The sequence below is a fragment of the Paenarthrobacter sp. TE4293 genome (assembly GCF_050435325.1).
GTDB classification, from domain to species: Bacteria; Actinomycetota; Actinomycetes; order Actinomycetales; family Micrococcaceae; genus Arthrobacter; species Arthrobacter nitroguajacolicus_C.
This window is the reverse complement of record NZ_JBNJRY010000008.1, coordinates 15,951-37,090: the sequence shown is the minus strand read 5'-3', so window position 1 is coordinate 37,090 and position 21,140 is coordinate 15,951. Positions and strand designations below refer to the sequence as shown.

Below are 21,140 nucleotides of genomic sequence, written 5' to 3'. Positions count from 1 at the left end.
TACACTGTACTAAACCGCTAGAGGCGATGGTCCAGCCAAGGAGTTCGAGTGTCCACTGCAGCAACCCAGCGGCTCCCGCTTAGCCGCGAGCGCGTCCTCCAGAGCGCCGTAGCCCTCGCGGACGAGTCCGGAATAGCGGGACTGACCATTCGCACGCTCGCCCAAAGCATGGGGACCAAACCCATGTCGCTGTACTACTACGTGGCCAACAAGGACGAAATCCTGGACGGCATCGTGGACATGGTTTTCAGTGAAATCGAGCTGCCGTCACCCGAAGGAAACTGGCGCGGGGAAATGAAACTGAGAGCCCACCGGATGAGAGAGGCACTCAGACGCCATGCCTGGGCCGTCGGATTACTGGAAAGCCGGTCAGCTCCGGGCCCGGCCACGCTCAGGCATCACGAGGCAACACTCGCGACGCTGCGGACTGCAGGATTCTCCGTCAAGTCGACCGCCCACGCTTACGCCCTGCTGGACAGCTATATCTACGGCTTCGCCCTGCAGGAAGCTGCGCTGCCGTTCGAGGGCCGGGACACGGCGGCCGGGATCACCGACCCCATCATGGAGCGATTCGCCACCGGTGAGTATCCGCGCATGGTGGAGATCGCCGTCGAGCATGTCCTGAAACCCGGTTACGACTTCGGCGACGAATTCGACTTCGGCCTGGACCTCATCCTGGACGGCCTCAGCCGTCTGGCAGGAGACGCAGACTAGGATCTGATCCATGGCCAGGATTGAGGACTACGCGATCATCGGGGATCTGAACACAGCTGCCTTGGTGGGGAGAAGCGGATCCATTGACTGGATGTGCCTGCCGCGGTTCGACTCCCCCGCCTGCTTCGCGTCGCTGCTGCACACGCCAGAGGCCGGACGTTGGCTCCTGGCGCCGGCCGGCACACCCGACGGCGGCAACTGCACCCGCCGCCAATACCGCGAAGACACCCTCATCCTGGAGACCGAATGGGAAGTGGAGGGCGGAGCGGTCCGGGTGCTCGACTTCATGCCGGTCCGTGACGACGCAGTGGACCTGGTACGGATCGTGGAAGGTATTTCCGGCGAGGTATCCATGGAGATGGAACTGGTCCTGCGCTTCGACTACGGCCGGGTGGTGCCCTGGGTCCGGCACAGCAAGCACGGCATCAGCGCGGTGGCCGGACCGGACTCGGCCTATCTCACCACCCATGCCCCGCTGGAAGGGCGGGACAAGCGCACGTACAGCGAATTCACGGTCCGGGCGGGCGACCGCGTCCCGTTCGTGTTGCGCTGGGCGCCGAGCCATGAGCGGGAGCCGCGACGGATCGACCCCTTCCATGCGCTGGAGTCAACGGAGTCGTTCTGGCTGGAGTGGATCGGCCGCAGTGAAATGACCGGGAAGTACAAGGAACCGGTGGAGCGGTCCCTGATCACCCTCAAAGCACTGACCTACGCACCCACGGGCGGCATTGTGGCGGCGGCGACCACGTCCCTGCCCGAGCAGATCGGGGGCCCCAGAAACTGGGACTACCGCTACTGCTGGCTGCGCGACGCCACGTTGACCCTGCAGTCGCTGCTCGCCGCAGGTTACACGGAGGAGGCGTCAGCGTGGCGGGATTGGCTGCTGCGCGCCATCGCCGGCGACCCGTCGGAACTTCAGATTGTGTACGGGCTCGACGGCGCCAGGAGACTCCCGGAGGCAGACATCCCGTGGCTTTCCGGTTACGAAGGGTCCGCCCCTGTCCGCACCGGTAACGCGGCCGCCCCACAGCTGCAACTGGACGTATGGGGTGAGGTGCTGGATGGGCTCTCACTGACCCGCGCGGCATCCGCGGACAGCACCGAGGACAGTTCATGGGACATCCAGGTCGCGCTGATGGAGTACTTGGAAGGCGCTTGGGACCAGCCGGACAACGGGCTCTGGGAAATGCGTGGACCGCGGCAGCATTTCACCCACTCCAAGGTCATGGCCTGGGTGGCCGCGGACCGCATGGTCAAAGGCGTACGGAGCTCCGGGCTGCCCGGTCCACACGACCGCTGGGCGGCACTGCGCAGCGAAATCCACGCGGACGTCATGGCCAAGGGATTCGATCAGGAACTCAACACGTTCGTCCAGTCCTACGGCAGCAAGGAACTGGATGCGAGCCTGCTCCTGATTCCCCGTGTTGGGTTCCTCCCGCACAAACATCCCCACGTTGCCGGGACGGTGGATGCCATCCAACGGGGGCTGACCGAGGACGGCCTGGTCCTCCGCTACCGGACCCAGTCCGGGCACGACGGCTTGCCCGGCGACGAAGGCGTGTTCCTGGCTTGTTCGTTTTGGCTGGTGGATGCGTTGCTGGGCATCGGCCGTTCCAGCGAGGCCACCGAACTCTTCGAGCGGCTGCTTACCCTGCGCAACGACGTGGGGCTGCTCAGCGAGGAGTGGGATCCCCGCACCCAGCGGCATCTTGGCAACACTCCTCAGGCCTTCAGCCACTTTCCGCTTATCCACAGTGCTTTGCAGCTACACCACGGCGAAGCCCACAGCAGTGACACGCCGCTCCGCAAGCCCAGGCATCCGGGGCAGGCCAGCGGTTCTACTCTGCGGAATGATCCCCGTCTTCGTTAGCAGCCTCGCCCTTTTCGCCTTTGCGGGTGGCTTCTTCCAGATGAAGATCCAGCTTGCGTTCAGACTCACGCCGCCGCTGACCGACGGTCCTCATTTGCTGGGTCGTGGGGTCGCCCCTGTCCTCCGTCGCTGCGGCCGATGGCACAGCGGGCTGGTCCTTCTCTTGTTCGCCCATTAACACATCGTCCCATCGCGATCGCTTCCGCGATAGGGAGACTGCGTTGTGAGGCCCACTCCGCCCCCTGACATGCTTGAAACGCAGAGCGGGCCTCACTTCACGCGTTATCGCCGGGTTTGGTCGGGCCCGGTCCCCTCGGTTTCAATGCGTTCCTTGCGCACTTCCTCATCCACCTGGACCTCGTCGGTGACGGTGTCCTTCTCAAGGCGCACGCGCTCCACCGGGACGGTTTCCTTGTCCACCACGGGGCGTTCCTCGTGCAGTGTGACCTCGTGTTCGCTTTCGGTCAGCTCCGGGCCGGACATGGCGTCACCGGCGTTCGCGTCCGTAATGGGTTCGCGTTCCAGGCGGACCTCCTCGCGCTGGACGGGGACCGTTGTGGTGACGTTCTCGGTAGTGATGTACTTGCGCAGGCGTGCCCGCCCCGTGGCTTGTTTCTCGGTGCCGACGTTCAGCCGTTCTTCCGAACGGGTCATGGCTTCGTCGTCGCGGCCCCTGTCAGTATCCCGGTTGTCGCCGGCATCCCGGTTGTAGCCGGCGTCCACGTCAGCGGCGTCCCGATGGTAGTTGGCATCCACGTCAGCAGTGCCCATGGTGCCGCCGCGGCCCTCGAGTCCATAGTGGTTGTACAGGCGGCTTTCCTCCCCCGGGTCCAGATGCCCATCCTCGGCAACCCGCGGTGCGTCCTTGATGTGGTCTTTGCTGAACGGGACCACTACGTCATCGCCGTCGACCGTGGCTTCCTGCAGCGGAATGAATGATTCTGAACTGCCAAAAAGGCCGGTTTTGACGGTGACCCAGGTGGGCTCACCCGTGTCATCGTCGGTGTAGAAAGTGCCGATGGAGCCTACCTTGTCACCTTCCGTGGTGCGGACGTTTCCGCTGAGGCCCATCAGACGGTCAATATTTTCCCTCGCGAGCATGATGTCTCCTTGGAATGCGGTTCTCTTTTGTGTGGATCGCCAAGCGGGCTGCATCACCAGGCATGGTTTCCAGTCACCGGCGGGGATTCGGATCAACCCGGCGGCTTTGAGGAACACCTAAATCATAAGCATGCTTAGTGTTTGCTTGGCAAGGCCCTGGGGAAGATTTCCAACGCATGGCCCTGACCCGCTTCCGCGGCACCCAAGGCAAGAAACGCCCGACGGCGACCTCCCGCCTCGAGCGTTTTCGATCGCCGCCGTTTTGGGAAGGCTTGGGTGCGGAGACTGCCACGGGTAGCGTGAGCCACAGACAGGTTGCCCACCGCAGGCGAACGACTTCAAGGAGCTGGCCCATGAGCAGATCCCACCGCGCGTCACACCACGAACCGGACACCGCCGTCGAACTCAATCCCCTCTTCAGCAGGCCCGGCGAGTCCACCATCTTCCCTCGATTCACTTTGCCGGACGGTGAATCCCTGCCGGCCACCGCGTACCAGGTTGTCCACGACGAAGCGATGTTGGACGGCAACTCGCGGCTGAACCTCGCGACCTTCGTCGGGACGTGGATGGAGACGGAAGCATCCACGCTGTATGCCGAGACGTTCGACAAGAACATGATCGATAAGGACGAGTACCCCCAAACGGCGCTCATCGAGACCCGTTGCTGGCGGATGCTCGCGGACCTGTGGAATGCACCGGATCCCGGGAAGAGCATCGGCACCTCTACTATCGGTTCCTCCGAGGCCTGCATGCTGGGTGGTTTGGCGCTGAAGCGACGGTGGCAGCATGCGCGGCGGGCGGCGGGCAAGTCCACGGAGAAGCCCAACCTCATCCTCAGCTCCGCCGTCCAAGTGTGCTGGGAGAAATTCTGCAATTACTGGGATGTGGAGCCTCGTTTTGTCCCCGTTTCAGCGGAACATCCAACGCTGGACGGCCACGACCTGGACCAGTACGTGGACGAGAACACCATCGGCGTCGTCGCTATCCTCGGCGTGACCTATACCGGCAAGTACGAGCCGGTGGAGCTGATCTCCGAAGCATTGGATGAGATCCAGGCGCGCCGTGGCCTGGACATTCCCATCCACGTGGACGGCGCCTCCGGAGCCATGGTGGCACCCTTCCTGCAGCCGGAAACCGTCTGGGACTTCCGGCTGCCCCGCGTGGCTTCCATCAACACCTCGGGCCACAAGTACGGACTGGTGTATCCCGGCCTCGGCTGGGTGGTGTGGCGGGACGCGGCGGCACTTCCGGAGGACCTCATCTTCCACGTCAGCTATCTCGGCGGGGACATGCCCACTTTTGCCTTGAACTTCTCCCGCCCCGGCGCCCAGGTACTTCTGCAGTACTACCTCTTCCTTCGCCTTGGCTTTGCCGGGTACAGGTCAGTCCAAGCAACGTCCCGGGATGTCGCACTGTATCTTTCCAACGAGATCGGAGCCATGGACGCGTTCACCCTGTGGAGCGACGGGTCCGACATCCCTGTGTTTGCGTGGCAGCTCACCGACGGCCACACAGAACACTGGAATCTCCACCACCTATCCGAGCGGTTGAGGATGAACGGTTGGCTGGTTCCGGCCTATCCCCTGCCCGATGGGCTGAATGACATCACCGTCCAACGGATCGTGGTCCGCAACGGTTTCACCCGCGATCTTGCGTCCAGCTTCCTTGAGGACCTGAAGAAGGAAGTTGACTACCTCGACAGCCTCACTGCGCCGATGCCCACAGACAAGCAGGCGGAGGGCTTCCACCACTGACGTCCGGAACCACCGGCTCTTGAAAACACCAGGTTTTGGAACCATCGACTTTAGAAGGGAGGCCTGACATGTGCCGACTCTTCGGGCTCCATGCCGGTCCGCGTCCGGTCCGCGCCACCTTCTGGTTGTTGGACGCCCCGGACAGCCTCTCGGCCCAAAGCCGAAGGGAGCCCGACGGCGCCGGCATAGGAACCTTCGATGCCGCAGGCAAGGCGCATGTAGCAAAGCAACCCTTGGCGGCATGGGAGGATCACGCCTTCGCCCGAGAAGCCCGGGACCTGAAAAGCACCACATTTCTGGCTCATGTACGGTACGCCAGCACCGGTGCCCTCACCATGGTCAACACGCATCCGTTCGAGCAGGATGGGCGGCTGTTTGCGCACAACGGAGTTCTGCACGGGCTCCACCACCTCGACCAGCGCCTCGCGGAATTCGGCGTGATGGACCTGGTGCTGGGCCAGTCCGACAGCGAACGTCTTTTTGCGCTCATCACCGCAGAAACCCGTCGCGCAGGAGGTGATGTGGGCGCCGGCATCGTGGAGGCCGTCGGGTGGGTTGCCCGCGAGTTGCCTGTGTTCAGCCTCAACTTCATCCTGAGCACCGCGACGGATATGTGGGCGCTCAGGTACCCGGACACCCACGGGTTGTACGTGCTGGAGCGAAACCCCTCGGCACCGGATCCGGCAGCACCACTCGATGCCCGAAGCAGGCGGATCCACTCGCGCAGCACTGAACTTTCCCGGTCACCCCACGTCCTCTTCGCCACCGAACCCATGGATCACAACCCGGGCTGGCGGGCTATGGAACCCGGCGAACTGGTCCATGTTGGCCCGGACCTGCACCTGACCTCCACGGTTTCCTTCCCGGACGCCCCTGTTCATCTGCTCACTTTGGCCGACCTCGAACCGTCCGCTGCGGAGTCGCAGCGGTCCTGACCGCCGCTGCCTCAACCCGCACCGTACGGCGCCAACGCACGACGGCGACCTGCCGCCGTCGTGCGCTTCCGACACCGGCCTGGACAGCCCCGAAGAAACTTTCCCGGTGCGAGGTCAGGGTCGTTTGAAACCGGGTTTGGAGCTTCTCTCGTCGATGGTTTCCAGCTCCTGGAACAGGGTGACTTGGAGGCCCGCGGGTGCTTCGAGCCTGGAATTCAGGGACTTCCAGGGCGTTTCGCGGGGTTCTGCGATCAGTGTGGCCCCGGCGTCCGTGAGGTCTTTGGTGGTCGCCGCGGAGTCGTCCACTTCGAAGGCGATCCGGATTTTCGCGCTGGGTCGGCCATCGGCCTCAACGTGGTCGATCATCCGCACCTGCGCGGGATTGGATATCTCCAGGGTTGCCCGTCCTGCGTCGAGGATGGCAACACGGGCATCACCGGCGCCCTCGAAGGCGGCCTGCTCAGGGAGGCCCAGGGCGTCGCGGAAGAACGCCAGAGCGGCATCGTAATCCTCCGCTTCAACGATCAGGCGCATCTGTCGGACTGGTGATTGGGGGTTCGGTTCACTGGTCATTTCTGTACCGTAGGACCTGACACCAATGTGAGGGGCAAGTGCCTATGCGTATCGGCGAACTCGCGTCAGCCACCGGGGTGAGCGTGCGATCCCTCCGCTACTACGAGAACCAAGGATTCCTCAGCCCGGAGCGATCCGTTTCGGGGCAACGGATCTACGGTCCAGAGTCCGTGCAGCGGGTTGAACTCATTCAAAGACTGTTCGACGCCGGCCTGTGCAGTAAGGCGATGACGGATATCCTCCCCTTCATCGCCGATCCCCGGCCCCGGGCAGCCGCGCTGGAAGCGCGCCTTTTGAAGGAGCGCGAAAGGCTCAGTAACGACATCGCCAAAATTGAGCGAAGCCGTGAGTCCTTGGATCAGCTGATCAGTGAAATGGGGCGGTTTTCCACATAGGTCATGTGGTGGCTGATGGTGGTTGGAGCGGGCGTGACAGGCTTGCTGTATGGGAAGCGGCGGGCAGGCATTGGCATCGAGGGCGGTAGCGCCCGGCGATGATGAAGCCCTGCCCGGCGGTGTTGCCGGGCTTTTGCCCAGCTCTCGTTCCGTCTTGGCCAGCGGCTCATCGGCAGCCCCGGAAGTTGGGTCGAAGGGCATGGAGGGTGCATTCGTGTCGGGGGTTGATCCTTCCCGGGAGCTTGACGAACCCTTGGACGAGGCGTACCTGGCCTTGACGGCCGTTCGGGTCATCGCAATCTCCGAAGCACGCACCCTGGGATTCGTAGAGGCTGCGGATTTCGCGGGCAGGGTAGAGGAAATTGCCCGGACGCTGGAGTACTTGCAGGTCGTTGCCGCGCAGGCTGTGGAACGGACCCGGACGGAAGCACAGCAGGCTGGTCCGGGGTCCTCGGCGGCAGCGCCGGGATGGCGGACCGGATGGACGGAATCAAAGCCAGGATCCAACGCTCCGGCAACAGCTCAGAACCGGACGGGAACCGCCACTGCTCCGGTGCCCACTGGTGGAGAACGCTCCACCAGTGCACTGCCCACGGATGGGGCCAGGCCCAAGGCCAGTGTTGTGGATGATGGGTATCGGAACGCGGCCCAGTTCCTTCGGGCGCGGTTGCGGATCGGGATCGGTGAAGCCCGCCGACGGCTCGCCCTGGCCCGGGAAATACTCCCCCAGACGGGCATGACCGGCCAGGACATCCCGGCCCGCCGCGAAGTCCTCGCCCACGCTGTCGGATCCGCACTGGTCCCGTCCCGCTCGGCCACGATCATCAGCACCGCCCTGGACAACGTCAAACACCTCACCGACGACGACACCCTCACCCGCATGGAACACGCCCTGACCAGCACCGCCATCGAAACCGACCCGGACTTCGTCACCACCATGGCCAAACGCTGGACCGACGTCATCGACCACGACGGCTCCGAACCGTCCGAAGAAGTCCTGCGCCAACTCCAAGGCGTGTTCCTCCGCCGCCGACGCCGCCACGGCCTCCACCACCTCGAAATCTTCGCCACCGACGAACAATTCGAAACCCTCAGCACCGTCATGAACACCGCCACCAACCCCAGACTCCAGAGCACCGGCCAGCACGGCACCGGCCCGGATCTGGACCGGCGCAGCCGGCCCCAGAAACTCCTCGACGGCCTCGTCGGTGCCTGCAGCCTCGCCATGACCACCGGGAAACTGCCCTCCAACGGCGGCCTCCGACCCCAACTGACCATCACCATCGACGAACGCCACCTCTTCAACCAACTCGCCCACCACAGCCATCACAGCCGGGCCGACCACCACACTGACACCGGCACCGCCACGTTCACCGGCCCGATCCACCCCAGCACCATCCGGAAAATCGCCTGCGACGCCGATATCATCCCCGTCCTGCTCGGCAGCGACTCCCGCATCCTGGACATCGGCCGCACCACCCGGATCTTCCCACCCCACATCCGCAAAGCCATCACCGCCCGCGACGGAGGCTGCGCCTTCCCCGACTGCACCATGCCCGCCCCCTGGTGCGAAGCCCACCACACCACCTACTGGTCCCACGGCGGCACCACCTCAACCGACAACGGCACCCTCCTCTGCAGCCACCACCACCACCTCATCCACAAAGAAAACTGGCACATCGACATGACCACCGGCGTCCCCTGGTTCATCCCCCCACCCCACATCGACCCCCACCAAAAACCCCGACGCAACCACCACCACACACCCCACCGAACCCCGGAAAACCCACCGAATCTGGACATGCCGGCTCGGACCGCGGGAAATCACCATCTAGGCGGGACTAACTCCAAGATCGCTGAAACCGCTACAAGCACTTAGGCACGAGCACCGGAAGCACACGAGCACCGGAAGCACTGGAAGCACCAGAGTCGTTTAAGCAACAAAGCACCCAACCGCGACCCATCTCCGCGAGGAGACCAGCCGCCGTCGAGCGCTGGTTGATGAGCGGACCTCCCGGTTTAGCGCGAGGTCGGCCAGCCCGTGTAGGACTCTGCAAGATACGCTTTCGCGTGCTCGGAAGTGACCACGGAGTGCAATTCGCCGAGCTGGCGGGCTCGGTCGAAGTCGTCGGCACCCGGCACCGTGTGCAGCATCGATGTCATCCAATAGGAGAAGTGCTGGGCCTTCCACACACGGTCCAAGGCACGGTCGCTATAGGAGTCCAACAGCGCAGTAGAACCATTCGAGTAGAAGGAGTCGAGGCCCTCGAAAAGCACTTTGACGTCGTGAATGGCCAGGTTGAGTCCTTTGGCCCCCGTGGGTGGAACGGTGTGTGCTGCGTCGCCGGCCAGGAACAGGTTGCCATGGCGCATGGGGGTGTGGACGAAACTGCGGAACGGCAGGACCATCTTCTCCAGGACGGGTCCTTCTTTGAGCTCAAAACCGTTGCCGTTGACCCGCTTGCGGAATTCGGTCCAGATGCGTTCGTCGTCCCAGTCGGCGACGTTTTCCTTGGGGTCGCATTGGAAGTACATGCGCTGAACAGTCTCGGTGCGCTGGCTGATCAGTGCGAAGCCGTTCTCGGAGTTGGCATAAATCAGTTCGTCCGCGCTGCGTGGGGCCTCGGCGAGGATGCCAAACCAGGCGAAGGGGTATTCGTGGAAGTACCACTTGCGGTTGGCTTCGGGGATCTGGAATCGGCAGTGGCTGCGGGACCCGTCAGCGCCCACCAGGAAGTCGGCCTGGATTTCGAACTCCTGGCCCTCTGCGTCGGTGAACCAGACCTTCGGCTTACCTTCGAGATCGTGAACCGTGGTGTCCGTGACGCTGTACCGGACGTCGCCGCCGTCGGCTTCCCGCTTCGCGGCGAGGTCCATGAACACGTCGGTCTGCGGATACAGCCACACGGATTCGCCCACGAGTTCCTTGAAGTTGATGCGGTGGCTCTCGCCATTGAAGCGCAACTCGATGCCGTCGTGCCGGTCGCCTTCACGCAGTACACGGTCCGAGACTCCCGAATCCACCAGCAGGTTCACAGTGCCGTGCTCCAGGATGCCGGCGCGGACCGTCTCCTGGATGTCCTTGCGGCTTCGGATTTCGACCACGACGGACTCGATGCCCTGCATGGCCAGCAAGTGGGACAGCATGAGCCCGGCGGGGCCTGCGCCCATGATGGCGACTTGGGTGGTGATGGGTGTGCGTGCCATGGTTGTTCCTCGCTTCGTTGCGGATCCCGGCTTGCTTCGAAGCGGGATGGATCTGGAATCAGTGTGGCGCGCAACGCGTGACTGGCGTTACATGAATTCCGTTGAACGGAAGAAGATTCAATCGGCGAGGTGTCGCCCTATGCCCCGGGCGGCCGTTTGGAGCGCGGGCACCAGCGCCTGCAGCCGCATCTCCGCAAGCGGGACAACAACACCAAGAGCCGCCACGGTGCGACGCTTGCCATTCACCACTGGAACAGCGATGCCCCAGGTATCCGGATCCACCACCCCCGCGAGTTGCGCATAACCCTGCTGGGCCGCTTCGGCCAGGAAATGACGCACGACGTCGGCAGTCACCTTCCCGGACGGGTCCTGGAAGTGCTCGAGGTACTCCGCCTGCACTTCGCGCGACTGGTGCGACATCAGGGCAAGTCCGGCAGACGAAATGTGCACCGGCATCCGTCCGGCGATCCTCGCCCGGTTTGCCACGGATCCCCTCCGGGAAAGTCGCTCGACGAAGAGCGCTTCCCACCCGTCGAGCACCGCCAGGTTCACGTTCTGGTTCAAGACCTGCTGGATGTCCTCCATGAACGGCATGGCGGCTTGGCGGAGAGCCAACGTGGGCGAATTGCGGTTGACGAGTTCCCACAACCTCAGGCCCAGCCGGACCGTACCGCCCGCCCCAAGATCCAACAGTCCATGCTCAGAGAGCTGGCGGACCAGTCGATGGGCCGACGACAGCGGGATCCCGGCCCGATCGGCCAGCTCAGTCAGCTGCAGGGAGGTCACCCCCTCGGGGAAAGCCTCGATCACCCGCACCACGCGGTCGACAACGGAGTCACCGGACGTCGAGTTGGCCACGACACGCTCCCTTCGTCCCGGATCTTGCAGTTTCGGCACCTGAGATGCTTTCCGTTCCCACCTGCGATACCTTCCATTCAATGGTAGAACGTGTGCCACACAACATCAGGCAGTGATACAACTCTCGTAACCGACCGAACGTTCTTTGGTCGTGCCCAACAACAAAGAAGTACCGAGGACGCTATGCCAACGATGTCATCTGCCCGCCGCTCCCAATGGCCTGTATGGCTCTGTTGGTTGGCCATGGTCCTGGACGGCTTCGACCTCGTGGTCCTTGGCACCGTCATCCCCACGCTCATCAAGACCGGCGAGCTTGGTTTCGACGCCGTGGGCGCCACTTTCGCTGCCACCATCTCCTTGGTGGGCGTGGGCTTGGGCGCACTCTTTATCGCGCCACTATCGGACAAGTTCGGTCGCAGGAAACTCCTGATTGCCTGCGTGGCTGGATTTTCGGTGTTCACCATCGGTGTCGCCTTCGCCCCGAACGTGGCCGTCTTCTCGCTGCTCCGCCTGCTTGCCGGACTTGGCCTGGGCGCCTGCCTACCTGCCGCATTGGCGTACATGAACGACTACGCGCCGGCCGGATCAGCGGGGAAGTCCACCACCCGGACCATGACCGGGTACCACGTTGGGGCCGTAGCAACGGCCTTGCTGGCCATCTTCATCGTTCCCAACTGGCGGCTCATGTTCATCATCGGCGGCGTCGCCGGGCTGCTGCTTTTGCCCTTCCTGTGGGCCAAGCTGCCCGAATCGCTCCCCGAAGCAGCCCCCGCCAAGGTGGGCGAACCCGCGAAGGAAACCGCCGCCGTCGAGCATTCTGTCGGCACCCGGCAGAAGACCGGTTTCCGCGACCTCCTGCAGAAGCCCTATCCCTTGGTGGCCGTTGGTATTGGCATCGCGTCGTTTATGGGACTGCTGCTGGTTTACGGGCTGAATACGTGGCTACCGCAACTGATGGCCGCCGCCGGATATCCCGTGAGCACCGGGCTGACACTGCTCCTTGTCCTGAATGTCGGTGCGGTGGCAGGGCTGTTCCTGGCCGGAGTCCTGGCCGACAAGCACGGAACCAAGCGGATCGTGCTGGTGTGGTTCGGGTTGTCGGCGGTGCTGCTGGCGGTCCTCAGCGTCAAGATCCAGAACGAATTCCTGCTCAACGCGGCCGTCTTCGTCACCGGAGTTTTCGTCTTCAGCTCACAGGTGTTGGTTTACGCCTGGGTCAGCCAGTTGTTCCCGGCCAGGCTCCGCGGAACCGCGTTGGGCTTCGCCGCAGGCGTTGGCCGGCTGGGCGCGATCGTCGGCCCGGCGGTAACGGGAACCTTGGTGGCCGCGAATATCGCCTACCCTGCGGGCTTCTACGTTTTCGCTGCCGCCGGCCTCCTGGCCGTAGCCGCGCTGTTCCTGGTACCGCATGAGGTCAAGGCCGCCGACACCTCCGTGCCGGCCGGTCACTGACCCCTCTTCGCTACCTCTGCCCCTTGCAGAGGGACTCCTGCGCCTTCCCGAGCAACTGCGGCCCTGCCGCGAAGCAACGGTCGGTGGAGTTCCGAAGTGCCGGGAGAGCCTGGACCGCAGAATCGAAATGATCTTCCCGGATCATCGATTCAAGGGCCCGGCACTGTGTTTCTGTCTCCAAGGCCCCCACCATGGACGAGGAAATCTTGAGGCTCAGGACCGCATCCATACTCGCCTCGGGATCGTGCATGCACAGACCGTTGGAGATCCTCAGGATTCGGCCGGGCAGCATGGACAAGTAGGTGGAGAGGAAACGGATGGCCGGAGTGGAGTCTCCCAACTCGTCGGCCAGCGCCTGCAGCCTGCAGGCCTCCAGGACAGGTTCCGGCAACGCCTGGAGAGTTTCCGCATGCGTCGGGACAGGCTCAACCGGGCCGCTCAGCCCCCGGTGGCCTCTTGCCGCTTGCTGGTCACTCACCGCTTGCTGCCTGGGGCTCTGCGGCGCCTTCCGAAGCTGACTTGTTGGGCTCCTTGGTCCAGATGGAGGCGAGCATTCCGATGACCAGGATGGCCGGCGCTCCGTACATCAGGATGTTCATGACCATCGGTTCGCGCAGGGCGCGGATCGCGTTGCCGACGTAGGGGATCGTGGCGACCTGCTTGTCCACGGTGGTGCCTTGCAAAGTAGCGATCCAGGGGTCGATGCCGTTGTTGGCATCGCCTTTGGTCTGCACGGCCACGCCACCGTCGGCGGTGGCGGTGATGTCGGTGATGCGGTGCGTCTCGACCCGCTGGTCTTCGACCGGGATGTGGTACGTGATGATGTCGCCCACCTTGACGTCGGAGATCGGTGTGGGGACGGTCACGACGACGTCGCCCGGGTTGATCAGTGGGGCCATGGAACCGGTCAACATGGTTGAGGTCTGGTAGCCGAGGATGCGCGGGCCGATCGCCAGGAACAGGAACACCAACGCCGCGAGGACCAGCATGCCGATGCCGATGAACTTCGCGGCAGTGCCGGCGATGCGACGGAAGGCCCCGACGCTGGTGGATGCTTCAGCGGCGGCCGCAGTCCCGACGGCCGACGGCTGGGTCTCGACGGCGGCGGTCGGCCGGGTCTCGACGGCGGCGGCGGACGTGGCGGCGGAACGCCGGCCGTGGAGGGCTGGTCCGTTGATGCTGGTGATGGTGCTCATTGTCCTGGCGTTCCTTCCGGGTGGTGATCGTCTTCTGAATAAGAGTCTGCGTGACCCGGCTCAGGGCTTCCTGCGGAAAATCCTCAAGGATGGCTCAGGAAATATCCGGTTCGGGAAAAATACCGGCGGACCTGATCGGGCAGGGGGGCGCCCGACCAGGCCCGGCGGGGCTTGGTGGTGTGTATCTGTTGCGGTGGTTACTTGGTGGTTTCGGTGCGTTGGGTGCCGGTGAAGGAGAAGCCGATGGTGGAGGTGGCGCCCTGGAAGTCGTTGTTCGCGGTGGCCGGCAACGCGGTGGTGACTTTGAGGTTGTCGGTTTTGGTCGAGGTCAGGGAGGTCAGGTTGTTCAGGGCCTTGTTCGCTGCGATGACCGGGCCGTTGGCCAGGACGGTGGTTTTGGTGCCGGCGCAGGTGTAGGGCGCTGCGGTGCCGGTCCAGGCCACGGAGCAGTTTTCGATGGTCAGTTGCAGGCCGTTGGTGGTGTCGGTGGTCAGCAGGGAGGCGGTGGTTCCGGCGGAGGTGGTGAGGGTGACGTTGTTCAGGTCGGAGTTGCCGGTGTTGGCCAGGGTGACGAGTTTTTCGACTTTGTCTCCGGGGAGCAGTCCTGCGACGGGGACGTTGAGGGTGTTGGAGGTGCCGGTGCCCAGGGCGATGGTGACGGTGCCTGCGGTGACGGCTTGGGAGGCGGAGGTTGATGAGGTGAAGGCGCCGTAGGTTCCCATGCCGGCGACGGCGGCTGCGGTGCCGACCAGTGCGACGGAGGCGAGGATCTTGCCGGAGGTGGTCTTGAGGCTGATGGCCATGGGAATCGGTGTCCTTTCGGGTGGCCACCGTGAGACCGGCCGGCCTGTTCTTATCGGCCTGTTTGGCTGACAAGAACTACTGTGCCGGGGCCGGATCAAGAACAAATCCTGCAAACCCGCAACACTTCCTCAGGAAATACTCAAGACTCACCACAACCCCGCCAGACCCATGTGAAACACTGCTTGGTGCACGTGTAGAGCCAATGAAAGGGCGCAAGGATGCCGATGTGGTTGCAGGCCCTGCTATGGGGCACGTTGGCAGGTGGCGCCTTGGTCCTGGGCGCAGGGATCGCTTGGCTGTGGAAGGTTCCGCCCAAGATCGTTTCCACGGTGATGGCCTTCGGTGCGGGCGTCCTGATCTCCGCCCTTGCCTTTGAACTGGTGGACGAGGCCGTCGAAGGTGGCGGGTTGGTCCCGACCGTCCTGGGCTTCCTCCTGGGCGCGCTGATCTTCGTGGGCTCCAACGTCCTCCTGGCACGCGCCGGGGCCAAACATCGGAAGCGGTCCGGCGGCCCCCAACCCTCCGAGAAAGACACGCCCGGCAGCGGCACCGCCATTGCAGTCGGGGCACTCATTGACGGCATTCCCGAATCCGTGGTGCTCGGCGTGGGCCTCCTTGCCGGCGGAGTGGTCAGTCCGGCCATGTTGGCCGCAGTGTTCATCTCCAACGTTCCGGAGGGCCTCTCCAGCACGGCCGGGATGAAGAAAGCCGGCCGAAGCCCCGCATACGTCTTTGGTACCTGGATCGGCATTGCCGTGTTTAGCGGACTCGCGGCCCTGGTTGGCTACACGGCCTTGGAAAATGCCCCGGAAACCGTCATCGCGTTCATCACCGCCATCGCCGCCGGCGGAATCCTGGCCATGCTGGCCGACACCATGATTCCCGAAGCCTTCGAAGAGCACCACAACCTCACTGGATTGACGGCCGCCGTCGGGTTCCTCACCGCCTTCACCATCCACCACGTCGGGGGCTAGTGGGGCAGCAGTCCCAGCAACAGCAACGCGACCGCCGTCGACACTGCCATGGCCGCCGTATTGCCGATCACCGGGTGGAACCCGGCGGGCAGCCGAGCTGAGACAAGCCGGGCGATGGGCGGTGCCAGGATCGCTCCCAGCACGGCCCCACCGACCATCGCGGTCCACGAGCCACCGTAGGCAAGGACGGCCGCGGGAGTTACGGACACCACAGACGCATAGGTGGCCGCCCACCCGCCGCCCCGGTACCAACGCTGCCAGAGGACGACGCCGATGGCCGACGTCAGTGCCTGGGCGAACAGTATGTGGGGCAGCAGGTCCGACCCGTACGACGGCATCCCCGGGTTCAGCACGAAAGCCGTTGCGGCCGCCAGGATCACGCCGATGCCGGCCAGTTCGTTGGCGAAGAAATGGGTCTCGGTAAAGTCCTTGAGGACCCGGCGCGCTGCCCACCGGGCATCGTTGCGGAAAGTCCGGTGAAGGCCCGACGCCGGCCGGTGCGGTTGTGCGGTCCGGCCCGGCCCCTGCAGGGTCAGCCACGGCAACTGCCGGGCCACCGTGAACGCCAGGACTGAACCCAGGGACATCGCGAGGACGTTCGCCACCACAACGGGCAGCCCGAGCGGGGTGGACAGGGCCGGAATAAGCAGCAAGGCCAGGGGCGTAGTGGTGGCTGAGCCCAGAACCGCGCCGGTAACGCAGGCCTTCCAGCCGGCTCCGTAGAGGAGGACCACGGCGGGAGCGACGCAAACAAACGGCACGAACGTGGGCTGCCACCCGTCGTCGAGCATCCAGCCGAACGCCAGGTTGGACAGCAGCAGACTCAGCGTTGCCGACGCCAGGACCCACGGCCACAGGCCGGTCGCGTAGCTCAGCGAACCCGCCCAGGTCCTTCCCCGGCGTCCGGCCCACCATGCCAACGCGGCGCCGGCGAGGAGGCCAAGTGCAGCGAGATCCGACTTGAGGAACAAGGGTTCGGTCATGTCTCCCAGGAACCAGCGGAAGGCAGCCAGCGGCGAGTTGGCGGCCGCCTCGGGCCACCCGTCGAACACCGGTCCAAGCCGCGGAGATCGTTGCCCGAGGATGTGCAGGAACAGGGCGAATCCTCCGACAACCGCCGCCATGCTGAACGCCCCCAAGGCCACTGCTGCCGCGTTGTGTTTGAGCGGGGGTTCCGGGCATGGGGTAGCAGGAACGTCGGCCGCGGTGCCGGCGGTAAAAGAGTGCGTCATTGGGCCCTCAACGTGCGGTGGTGCATGGATTTGAGCAGCGTAACGGACCGGTTGGCGACAGCTGCAACCGCAGCCGTACGGGGTATTTGTGACCGAAGACCGGCCCATGTCTCCCCGCGCGATGGTGCGTTGATTATCGGGCCCGGGCTACCCGCCGTCGGGCCTCAGGGCCAGCGCTCACCTTTAGTGGGTGATCTTTCTGTCCAATCACTGCGGATCCAGCGCGGGCGGGCGCCGAACGGCGCGGCCGAATCGAGAATGGTGGTGGGGTCCCGCTGGGGAACGGGTCCCATGCTGGATGACGACGGTCCTGCCCCGGGCCGAACGAACGATGGGAAAGACACCATGAACTTCTTGGAATCGTTGTGGAGCATCATTGTCGCTTTTTTCTTCATTGCCTACTTGATCCTCCTCTTTCAGATCATTTCCGATCTTCTCCGCGATAAAGCACTCGGCGGCGGCGTCAAGGCCCTGTGGATTTTGTGCCTGTTCATCGCCCCTTTTATCTCCGCCTTGATTTACGTCATCATGCGCGGGAAGGGCATGGCCCTGCGCAGCGAAATCCGGGTCCGCGAATCGGTGGAGGAAGCAGAAAACTACATTCGCGACGTTGCCGGGACCCCCTCGCCGACCCAACAAATCGAAGCAGCCAAAGCACTGCTCGCCGCCGGCGATATCACCGAGGCCGAGTACGCCCGCCTCAAGGAGCTCGCGTTGGCCTGATCCGGGCGATGGCCCGTAATCCGCTGACCGCCCCACCGCCGAAAGGGACCGCATGACGCGATTGAAGGCATTTCCACTGCTGGAAGCCGGGCCGTTCCGATTCGGCCTGATCACGGCATTGGGTGTTCTGGTTGCCTTGGCTTTGGGTTCCGCCGTCATCACGCTGCGGTATTCGCTGACGTTGATCTTTGCGGCCTTGTTCATCTCGCTGGGGCTGTATCCCTTGGTCCGTTGGCTGGAAAGGTGGAAGCTGTCACGCGCCGGAGCCGTACTCGCGGTGGCCGCTGGTTTCCTGGTGGTGGTAGCCGTCCTGATCCGTTTTGTGGTGCCGATCCTGGTGGAGGAGGGCGCTGCACTGGTCCGGCTGCTGCCCTCCAGCTTTGACGCAATGGGTGAACAGGAGTGGTTCAGGGACTTCAACGGGTCACTGGGCGGAGCACTGACTCCGCTGCTGGAATGGCTGGAAACCTCGGCTGCCGATCCCAATGTCTGGTTGGCCATTGGCGGTGGCGCGGTGCAGCTCGGCTACAACGTAGTGAACGGGACCTTCGCCGTGGTTTTCGTGGTGGTCCTGACCCTGTATTTCGTGGCCGGGCATGAAGTGATGAAGTCAAGCCTTTATGCACTGGTGCCGGCGTCACGCCGGGAATCATTCGCAGATATCTCGGAGACCATCATTTCTTCGGTGGGTAAATACCTGAGCGGCATGTCGATCCTGGCATTGCTGAATGCCGTCTTCACGTTCATCCTCCTCTCCTTTGCGGGCGTCAGGTACGCGGCGGTCCTCGCCGTCCTGGCATTCCCCATTACCCTCATTCCCCTGGTGGGCAGCGCTATCAGCACCGCCATCATCACGGTGGTTTCGCTGTTCACTTCTCCCTCAACGGCAGTTGTTGTCTTCCTCGTCATGCTGGCCTACATGCAGATCGAGGCCTACATCCTGACGCCCCGCGTGGTGGGCAAGGCGATCAGCATCCCGGGTTCCCTGGTGCTCATCGGTGCGATGGTGGGCGGAACGCTGCTGGGGCTGCTGGGGGCGCTCATCGCCTGCCCCACGACGGCCTCCATTTTGCTGATCATCAAAAAGGTGGTCATCCCACAACAGAACGCCAAGTAGCGCGCCATGCAAGGATTACTGCACGACGCCGATGCTGTCGCCTTGGTCTTGCTGGCGCTGCATATCGTGGTTGGATGCCTTGCCGCAGTGATGGTGTCAGCCAACCGGAGACCGTCATCTGCCATCGCCTGGGTGCTGGCCATCATTTTCATCCCGTACCTGGGCACAGTGGCGTTCCTGCTGGTCGGCCGCGGCAAACTCCCCAAGGCCCGGCGCGAAAAGCAGCGTTTCGTCAACGAACTCATGCTCGGACGCACGCCCGGCCTCTCAGCAGTCAGCCACAGTGAGGACTGGCCCGCCTGGCTGCGATCCGCCGTCGAACTTAACCTCCGGCTCGGTGCGTTGCCCATGGTAGGCGGCAACCGCGCCGAGTTGCTGGAGGACTACAACGGCAGCTTCGACCGCATGATCGCGGACATTGATACCGCGGAAGTGTACGTGCACGTGGAGTTCTACATTCTTGCGCTGGATCCCACCACCTCTCCGTTCTTCGATGCCATGGCCAGGGCATGCCGACGCGGGGTGGCGGTCAGGGTGCTCTTTGATCATCTGGCAGCGGTCGGCGCCCCCTCATACCGTGGCATGGTGCAGGCTTTTGATGACATGGGCGCCGAGTGGCATGCCATGCTGCCCCTGCGCCCCCACAAGGGCCAATGGCAACGCCCGGACCTGCGCAATCACCGGAAGCTGGTGGTGGTGGATGGCCGGGTGGGCTACACCGGCTCCCAGAACCTGATCGACGCGTCGTACAACAAGAAACGGAACATACGGCGCGGCCTCCAATGGCATGAGCTGATGGTGCGCCTGGAAGGGCCGACCGTGCGGGAGCTCAACGCGGTGTTTGTGACCGACTGGTACAGCGAGTCCGAGACCCTGCTGCCATTGGACACCTCACCGGTTGTCCTCGGTTCCCAACCGGAGCTGATCGACGCCCAGGTCCTCCCCAGCGGCCCCAGCTTCGACAACGACAACAACCTCAAGCTCTACACCACGCTCATCTACAAAGCCGAACACCGCGTCAGCATCACCAGCCCCTACTTCGTTCCTGACGAAGCCATCCAGCTGGCCATCATCACCGCAGCGTCCCGCGGATTGAGCGTCGAACTTTTCGTCTCGGAAGTGGGCGACCAAGCCATGGTCTACCACGCGCAGCGTTCCTACTATGAAGTCCTGCTGCGGGCCGGCGTCCGGATCTACCTGTACCGGGCCCCGCAGGTCCTGCACGCCAAGCACTTCACCATTGACGACGACGTGGCCGTCATCGGCTCCAGCAACATGGACGTCCGCTCGTTCAGCCTGAACATGGAGGTCTCCGTGCTGGTCCACGGACGATCCATCGTGGACCGGATGCGTGAGGTCGAAGACAGCTACCGCGCAGCAAGCACGGAGCTGCTGTTGGAGGACTGGCTGCGGCGACCGGTGGGCGAGGTGGCGTTGGACAACCTGGCCCGGCTGACGTCGTCGTTGCAATAGCGCGGGTCTCTTCAGCAGCGGATTCTCTTCAATGGCGCGGGTCTCTTCAGCGGTGCGGGCGGGACAAGTCAGTCGTCCAGCTGCAGGTACCAACTCACCGCGGCGCTGATGCCGCGGCCCAAGAGCAGGGAAACGGCGATGGCGATGACCACGGCGAACTCTGTGGACAACCCGGGCAAAAGCCCGGACAGGGCACCTATACCCACTGAGTACGCGGACCAAAGGATCCCAGCCGCCACCGAGTAGAGGACAAACTTCCCCCGCGGAACCGGAGTAATGGCGCTGGCCACGTTCATGGTCAACCGTCCCAGCGGGACGAACCGGGAGGTCAGGACCCATGATGCGGAATGTTTGGCCAAGCGGGCCCGGGAGGCATGCAAGGCTTTTTGGGTACGAGGACCCTGCAGGATCTTCCAGTTGGCCATGTCGCGGCGCCTGACCATCTCATACGCGCCCAGGTCTCCGGCTACCGCCCCGGAAAGCATCGCGGCGACCAAGAGGTAACCGTTGGGAAGGTTGTCCGTGGCTGAAAGAGCCCCCAAGGCCACGAACAAGGACGTCGTGGGAAGGGGTGGGAAGACTGCGGACAACGCCACAACGAGCGCCCCGAGCGGGTAGACCCACCCGGAATCCGCAGCACTCATGATGTCCTTGACTGCTTGCACGGTGAACCCCTTTCCGGGCCTCGCCCAAGCGCATCATCGCGGACACACCATCCTTACGCGCAAAGGTCGCCACGCGGATCGCCCGTACTGGGTGAAT

The 21,140-nt window shown here is 63.8% G+C and carries 21 protein-coding genes; 11 read left to right on the top strand and 10 right to left on the bottom strand.

The genetic code is table 11. The annotated features are described in order from the left end of the window. The first annotated feature begins 48 nt into the window (after positions 1 to 48). Both QF015_RS16335 and QF015_RS16330 read left to right on the top strand, forming a co-directional pair. A complete protein-coding gene (locus QF015_RS16335; protein ID WP_429390176.1) occupies positions 49 to 714 on the top strand; it encodes a TetR/AcrR family transcriptional regulator in 666 nt (221 codons plus the stop codon). 10 nt (positions 715 to 724) lie between these two features. Next, positions 725 to 2,584 carry a glycoside hydrolase family 15 protein gene (locus QF015_RS16330; protein ID WP_429390175.1) on the top strand — a complete coding sequence of 620 codons (1,860 nt, stop codon included), beginning with the start codon at positions 725 to 727 and terminating at the stop codon, positions 2,582 to 2,584. Here the strand turns inward: QF015_RS16330 and QF015_RS16325 are convergent. After that, positions 2,553 to 2,759, bottom strand: coding sequence for a hypothetical protein (locus QF015_RS16325; protein ID WP_310207626.1), 207 nt, complete (start codon positions 2,757 to 2,759; stop codon positions 2,553 to 2,555). The genes QF015_RS16330 and QF015_RS16325 overlap by 32 nt on opposite strands. 107 nt (positions 2,760 to 2,866) lie before the next feature. Further along, positions 2,867 to 3,685: a DUF2382 domain-containing protein gene (locus tag QF015_RS16320; RefSeq protein WP_429390174.1), complete on the bottom strand. Its 819-nt coding sequence runs from the start codon at positions 3,683 to 3,685 to the stop codon at positions 2,867 to 2,869. A 353-nt stretch (positions 3,686 to 4,038) separates the two neighbouring features. Here QF015_RS16320 and QF015_RS16315 point away from each other — a divergent pair, with 353 nt between their 5' ends. Both QF015_RS16315 and QF015_RS16310 read left to right on the top strand, forming a co-directional pair. Next, positions 4,039 to 5,439, top strand: coding sequence for a glutamate decarboxylase (locus QF015_RS16315; RefSeq protein WP_310207633.1), 1,401 nt, complete (start codon positions 4,039 to 4,041; stop codon positions 5,437 to 5,439). A 68-nt stretch (positions 5,440 to 5,507) separates the two neighbouring features. Then, positions 5,508 to 6,374 (top strand): class II glutamine amidotransferase, encoded by an 867-nt coding sequence (locus QF015_RS16310; RefSeq protein ID WP_429390173.1) that lies wholly within the window; start codon positions 5,508 to 5,510, stop codon positions 6,372 to 6,374. 114 nt (positions 6,375 to 6,488) lie between these two features. Here QF015_RS16310 and QF015_RS16305 read toward each other — a convergent pair whose 3' ends face one another. Next, positions 6,489 to 6,947 (bottom strand): VOC family protein, encoded by a 459-nt coding sequence (locus tag QF015_RS16305; RefSeq protein WP_429390172.1) that lies wholly within the window; start codon positions 6,945 to 6,947, stop codon positions 6,489 to 6,491. 44 nt (positions 6,948 to 6,991) lie between these two features. Between QF015_RS16305 and QF015_RS16300 the strand changes: the two genes are divergently transcribed. Next, on the top strand, positions 6,992 to 7,342 hold the full coding sequence (locus QF015_RS16300; protein ID WP_310208582.1) for a MerR family transcriptional regulator: 351 nt from the start codon (positions 6,992 to 6,994) through the stop codon (positions 7,340 to 7,342). A gap of 49 nt (positions 7,343 to 7,391) precedes the next feature. Then, positions 7,392 to 9,221 carry a DUF222 domain-containing protein gene (locus QF015_RS16295; RefSeq protein WP_429390171.1) on the top strand — a complete coding sequence of 610 codons (1,830 nt, stop codon included), beginning with the start codon at positions 7,392 to 7,394 and terminating at the stop codon, positions 9,219 to 9,221. A 140-nt stretch (positions 9,222 to 9,361) separates the two neighbouring features. On the opposite strand, the gene QF015_RS16290 is transcribed toward QF015_RS16295, so the two are convergent. Beyond that, entirely contained in the window at positions 9,362 to 10,549 is a 1,188-nt protein-coding gene (locus tag QF015_RS16290; protein ID WP_310207646.1) for a 4-hydroxybenzoate 3-monooxygenase, read from the bottom strand. Positions 10,550 to 10,666: 117 nt separating this feature from the next. Next, positions 10,667 to 11,407 carry an IclR family transcriptional regulator gene (locus QF015_RS16285; protein ID WP_310207649.1) on the bottom strand — a complete coding sequence of 247 codons (741 nt, stop codon included), beginning with the start codon at positions 11,405 to 11,407 and terminating at the stop codon, positions 10,667 to 10,669. Between the two features lie 183 nt (positions 11,408 to 11,590). On the opposite strand from QF015_RS16285, the gene QF015_RS16280 reads away from it, so the two are divergent. Continuing rightward, a complete protein-coding gene (locus QF015_RS16280; protein WP_429390170.1) occupies positions 11,591 to 12,859 on the top strand; it encodes an MFS transporter in 1,269 nt (422 codons plus the stop codon). A 10-nt stretch (positions 12,860 to 12,869) separates the two neighbouring features. Here QF015_RS16280 and QF015_RS16275 read toward each other — a convergent pair whose 3' ends face one another. The 3 genes from QF015_RS16275 to QF015_RS16265 form a co-directional block, all read right to left on the bottom strand. Next, a complete protein-coding gene (locus QF015_RS16275) occupies positions 12,870 to 13,337 on the bottom strand; it encodes an Hpt domain-containing protein (protein ID WP_429390169.1) in 468 nt (155 codons plus the stop codon). Then, positions 13,330 to 14,055, bottom strand: coding sequence for a signal peptidase I (locus QF015_RS16270; protein WP_429390168.1), 726 nt, complete (start codon positions 14,053 to 14,055; stop codon positions 13,330 to 13,332). Before QF015_RS16270 ends, QF015_RS16275 begins: the two co-directional genes overlap by 8 nt. 197 nt (positions 14,056 to 14,252) lie before the next feature. Next, positions 14,253 to 14,858, bottom strand: a complete 606-nt coding sequence (locus QF015_RS16265; protein WP_429390167.1) for a TasA family protein — start codon at positions 14,856 to 14,858, stop codon at positions 14,253 to 14,255. A gap of 219 nt (positions 14,859 to 15,077) precedes the next feature. On the opposite strand from QF015_RS16265, the gene QF015_RS16260 reads away from it, so the two are divergent. Further along, entirely contained in the window at positions 15,078 to 15,833 is a 756-nt protein-coding gene (locus tag QF015_RS16260) for a ZIP family metal transporter (RefSeq protein WP_429390166.1), read from the top strand. On the opposite strand, the gene QF015_RS16255 is transcribed toward QF015_RS16260, so the two are convergent. Next, the gene (locus QF015_RS16255; protein ID WP_429390165.1) at positions 15,830 to 17,065 is read right to left on the bottom strand and encodes a hypothetical protein; all 1,236 of its coding nucleotides are present in this window, start codon (positions 17,063 to 17,065) and stop codon (positions 15,830 to 15,832) included. The two genes, QF015_RS16260 and QF015_RS16255, sit on opposite strands and share 4 nt — an antisense overlap. Positions 17,066 to 17,410: 345 nt before the next feature. Here QF015_RS16255 and QF015_RS16250 point away from each other — a divergent pair, with 345 nt between their 5' ends. Genes QF015_RS16250 through cls form a run of 3 tightly spaced genes read left to right on the top strand, consistent with a single transcriptional unit; the run spans position 17,411 to position 20,378 of the window. Then, positions 17,411 to 17,788: an SHOCT domain-containing protein gene (locus QF015_RS16250; protein WP_310207667.1), complete on the top strand. Its 378-nt coding sequence runs from the start codon at positions 17,411 to 17,413 to the stop codon at positions 17,786 to 17,788. Positions 17,789 to 17,840: 52 nt separating this feature from the next. Beyond that, positions 17,841 to 18,905, top strand: coding sequence for an AI-2E family transporter (locus tag QF015_RS16245; protein WP_429390164.1), 1,065 nt, complete (start codon positions 17,841 to 17,843; stop codon positions 18,903 to 18,905). Between the two features lie 6 nt (positions 18,906 to 18,911). Continuing rightward, complete coding sequence (cls, locus tag QF015_RS16240; protein WP_429390163.1) at positions 18,912 to 20,378, top strand: cardiolipin synthase; 1,467 nt, start codon at positions 18,912 to 18,914, stop codon at positions 20,376 to 20,378. Between the two features lie 68 nt (positions 20,379 to 20,446). Here cls and QF015_RS16235 read toward each other — a convergent pair whose 3' ends face one another. Next, positions 20,447 to 21,043: a DedA family protein gene (locus tag QF015_RS16235; protein ID WP_310207675.1), complete on the bottom strand. Its 597-nt coding sequence runs from the start codon at positions 21,041 to 21,043 to the stop codon at positions 20,447 to 20,449. Positions 21,044 to 21,140: the final 97 nt, after the last annotated feature.

Bases quoted from the DNA above. Each gene is read 5' to 3' on its own strand.
- QF015_RS16295 (WP_429390171.1), top strand. From the start codon at position 7,392: ATGGGAAGCGGCGGGCAGGCATTGGCATCGAGGGCGGTAGCGCCCGGC.
- QF015_RS16265 (WP_429390167.1), bottom strand. From the start codon at position 14,858: ATGGCCATCAGCCTCAAGACCACCTCCGGCAAGATCCTCGCCTCCGTC.
- QF015_RS16280 (WP_429390170.1), top strand. From the start codon at position 11,591: ATGCCAACGATGTCATCTGCCCGCCGCTCCCAATGGCCTGTATGGCTC.
- QF015_RS16290 (WP_310207646.1), bottom strand. From the start codon at position 10,549: ATGGCACGCACACCCATCACCACCCAAGTCGCCATCATGGGCGCAGGC.
- QF015_RS16305 (WP_429390172.1), bottom strand. From the start codon at position 6,947: ATGACCAGTGAACCGAACCCCCAATCACCAGTCCGACAGATGCGCCTG.
- QF015_RS16300 (WP_310208582.1), top strand. From the start codon at position 6,992: ATGCGTATCGGCGAACTCGCGTCAGCCACCGGGGTGAGCGTGCGATCC.
- QF015_RS16325 (WP_310207626.1), bottom strand. From the start codon at position 2,759: ATGGGCGAACAAGAGAAGGACCAGCCCGCTGTGCCATCGGCCGCAGCG.
- QF015_RS16320 (WP_429390174.1), bottom strand. From the start codon at position 3,685: ATGCTCGCGAGGGAAAATATTGACCGTCTGATGGGCCTCAGCGGAAAC.
- QF015_RS16255 (WP_429390165.1), bottom strand. From the start codon at position 17,065: ATGACGCACTCTTTTACCGCCGGCACCGCGGCCGACGTTCCTGCTACC.
- QF015_RS16310 (WP_429390173.1), top strand. From the start codon at position 5,508: ATGTGCCGACTCTTCGGGCTCCATGCCGGTCCGCGTCCGGTCCGCGCC.
- QF015_RS16250 (WP_310207667.1), top strand. From the start codon at position 17,411: ATGAACTTCTTGGAATCGTTGTGGAGCATCATTGTCGCTTTTTTCTTC.
- QF015_RS16245 (WP_429390164.1), top strand. From the start codon at position 17,841: ATGACGCGATTGAAGGCATTTCCACTGCTGGAAGCCGGGCCGTTCCGA.
- QF015_RS16315 (WP_310207633.1), top strand. From the start codon at position 4,039: ATGAGCAGATCCCACCGCGCGTCACACCACGAACCGGACACCGCCGTC.
- QF015_RS16330 (WP_429390175.1), top strand. From the start codon at position 725: ATGGCCAGGATTGAGGACTACGCGATCATCGGGGATCTGAACACAGCT.
- QF015_RS16270 (WP_429390168.1), bottom strand. From the start codon at position 14,055: ATGAGCACCATCACCAGCATCAACGGACCAGCCCTCCACGGCCGGCGT.
- QF015_RS16260 (WP_429390166.1), top strand. From the start codon at position 15,078: ATGCCGATGTGGTTGCAGGCCCTGCTATGGGGCACGTTGGCAGGTGGC.
- cls (WP_429390163.1), top strand. From the start codon at position 18,912: ATGCAAGGATTACTGCACGACGCCGATGCTGTCGCCTTGGTCTTGCTG.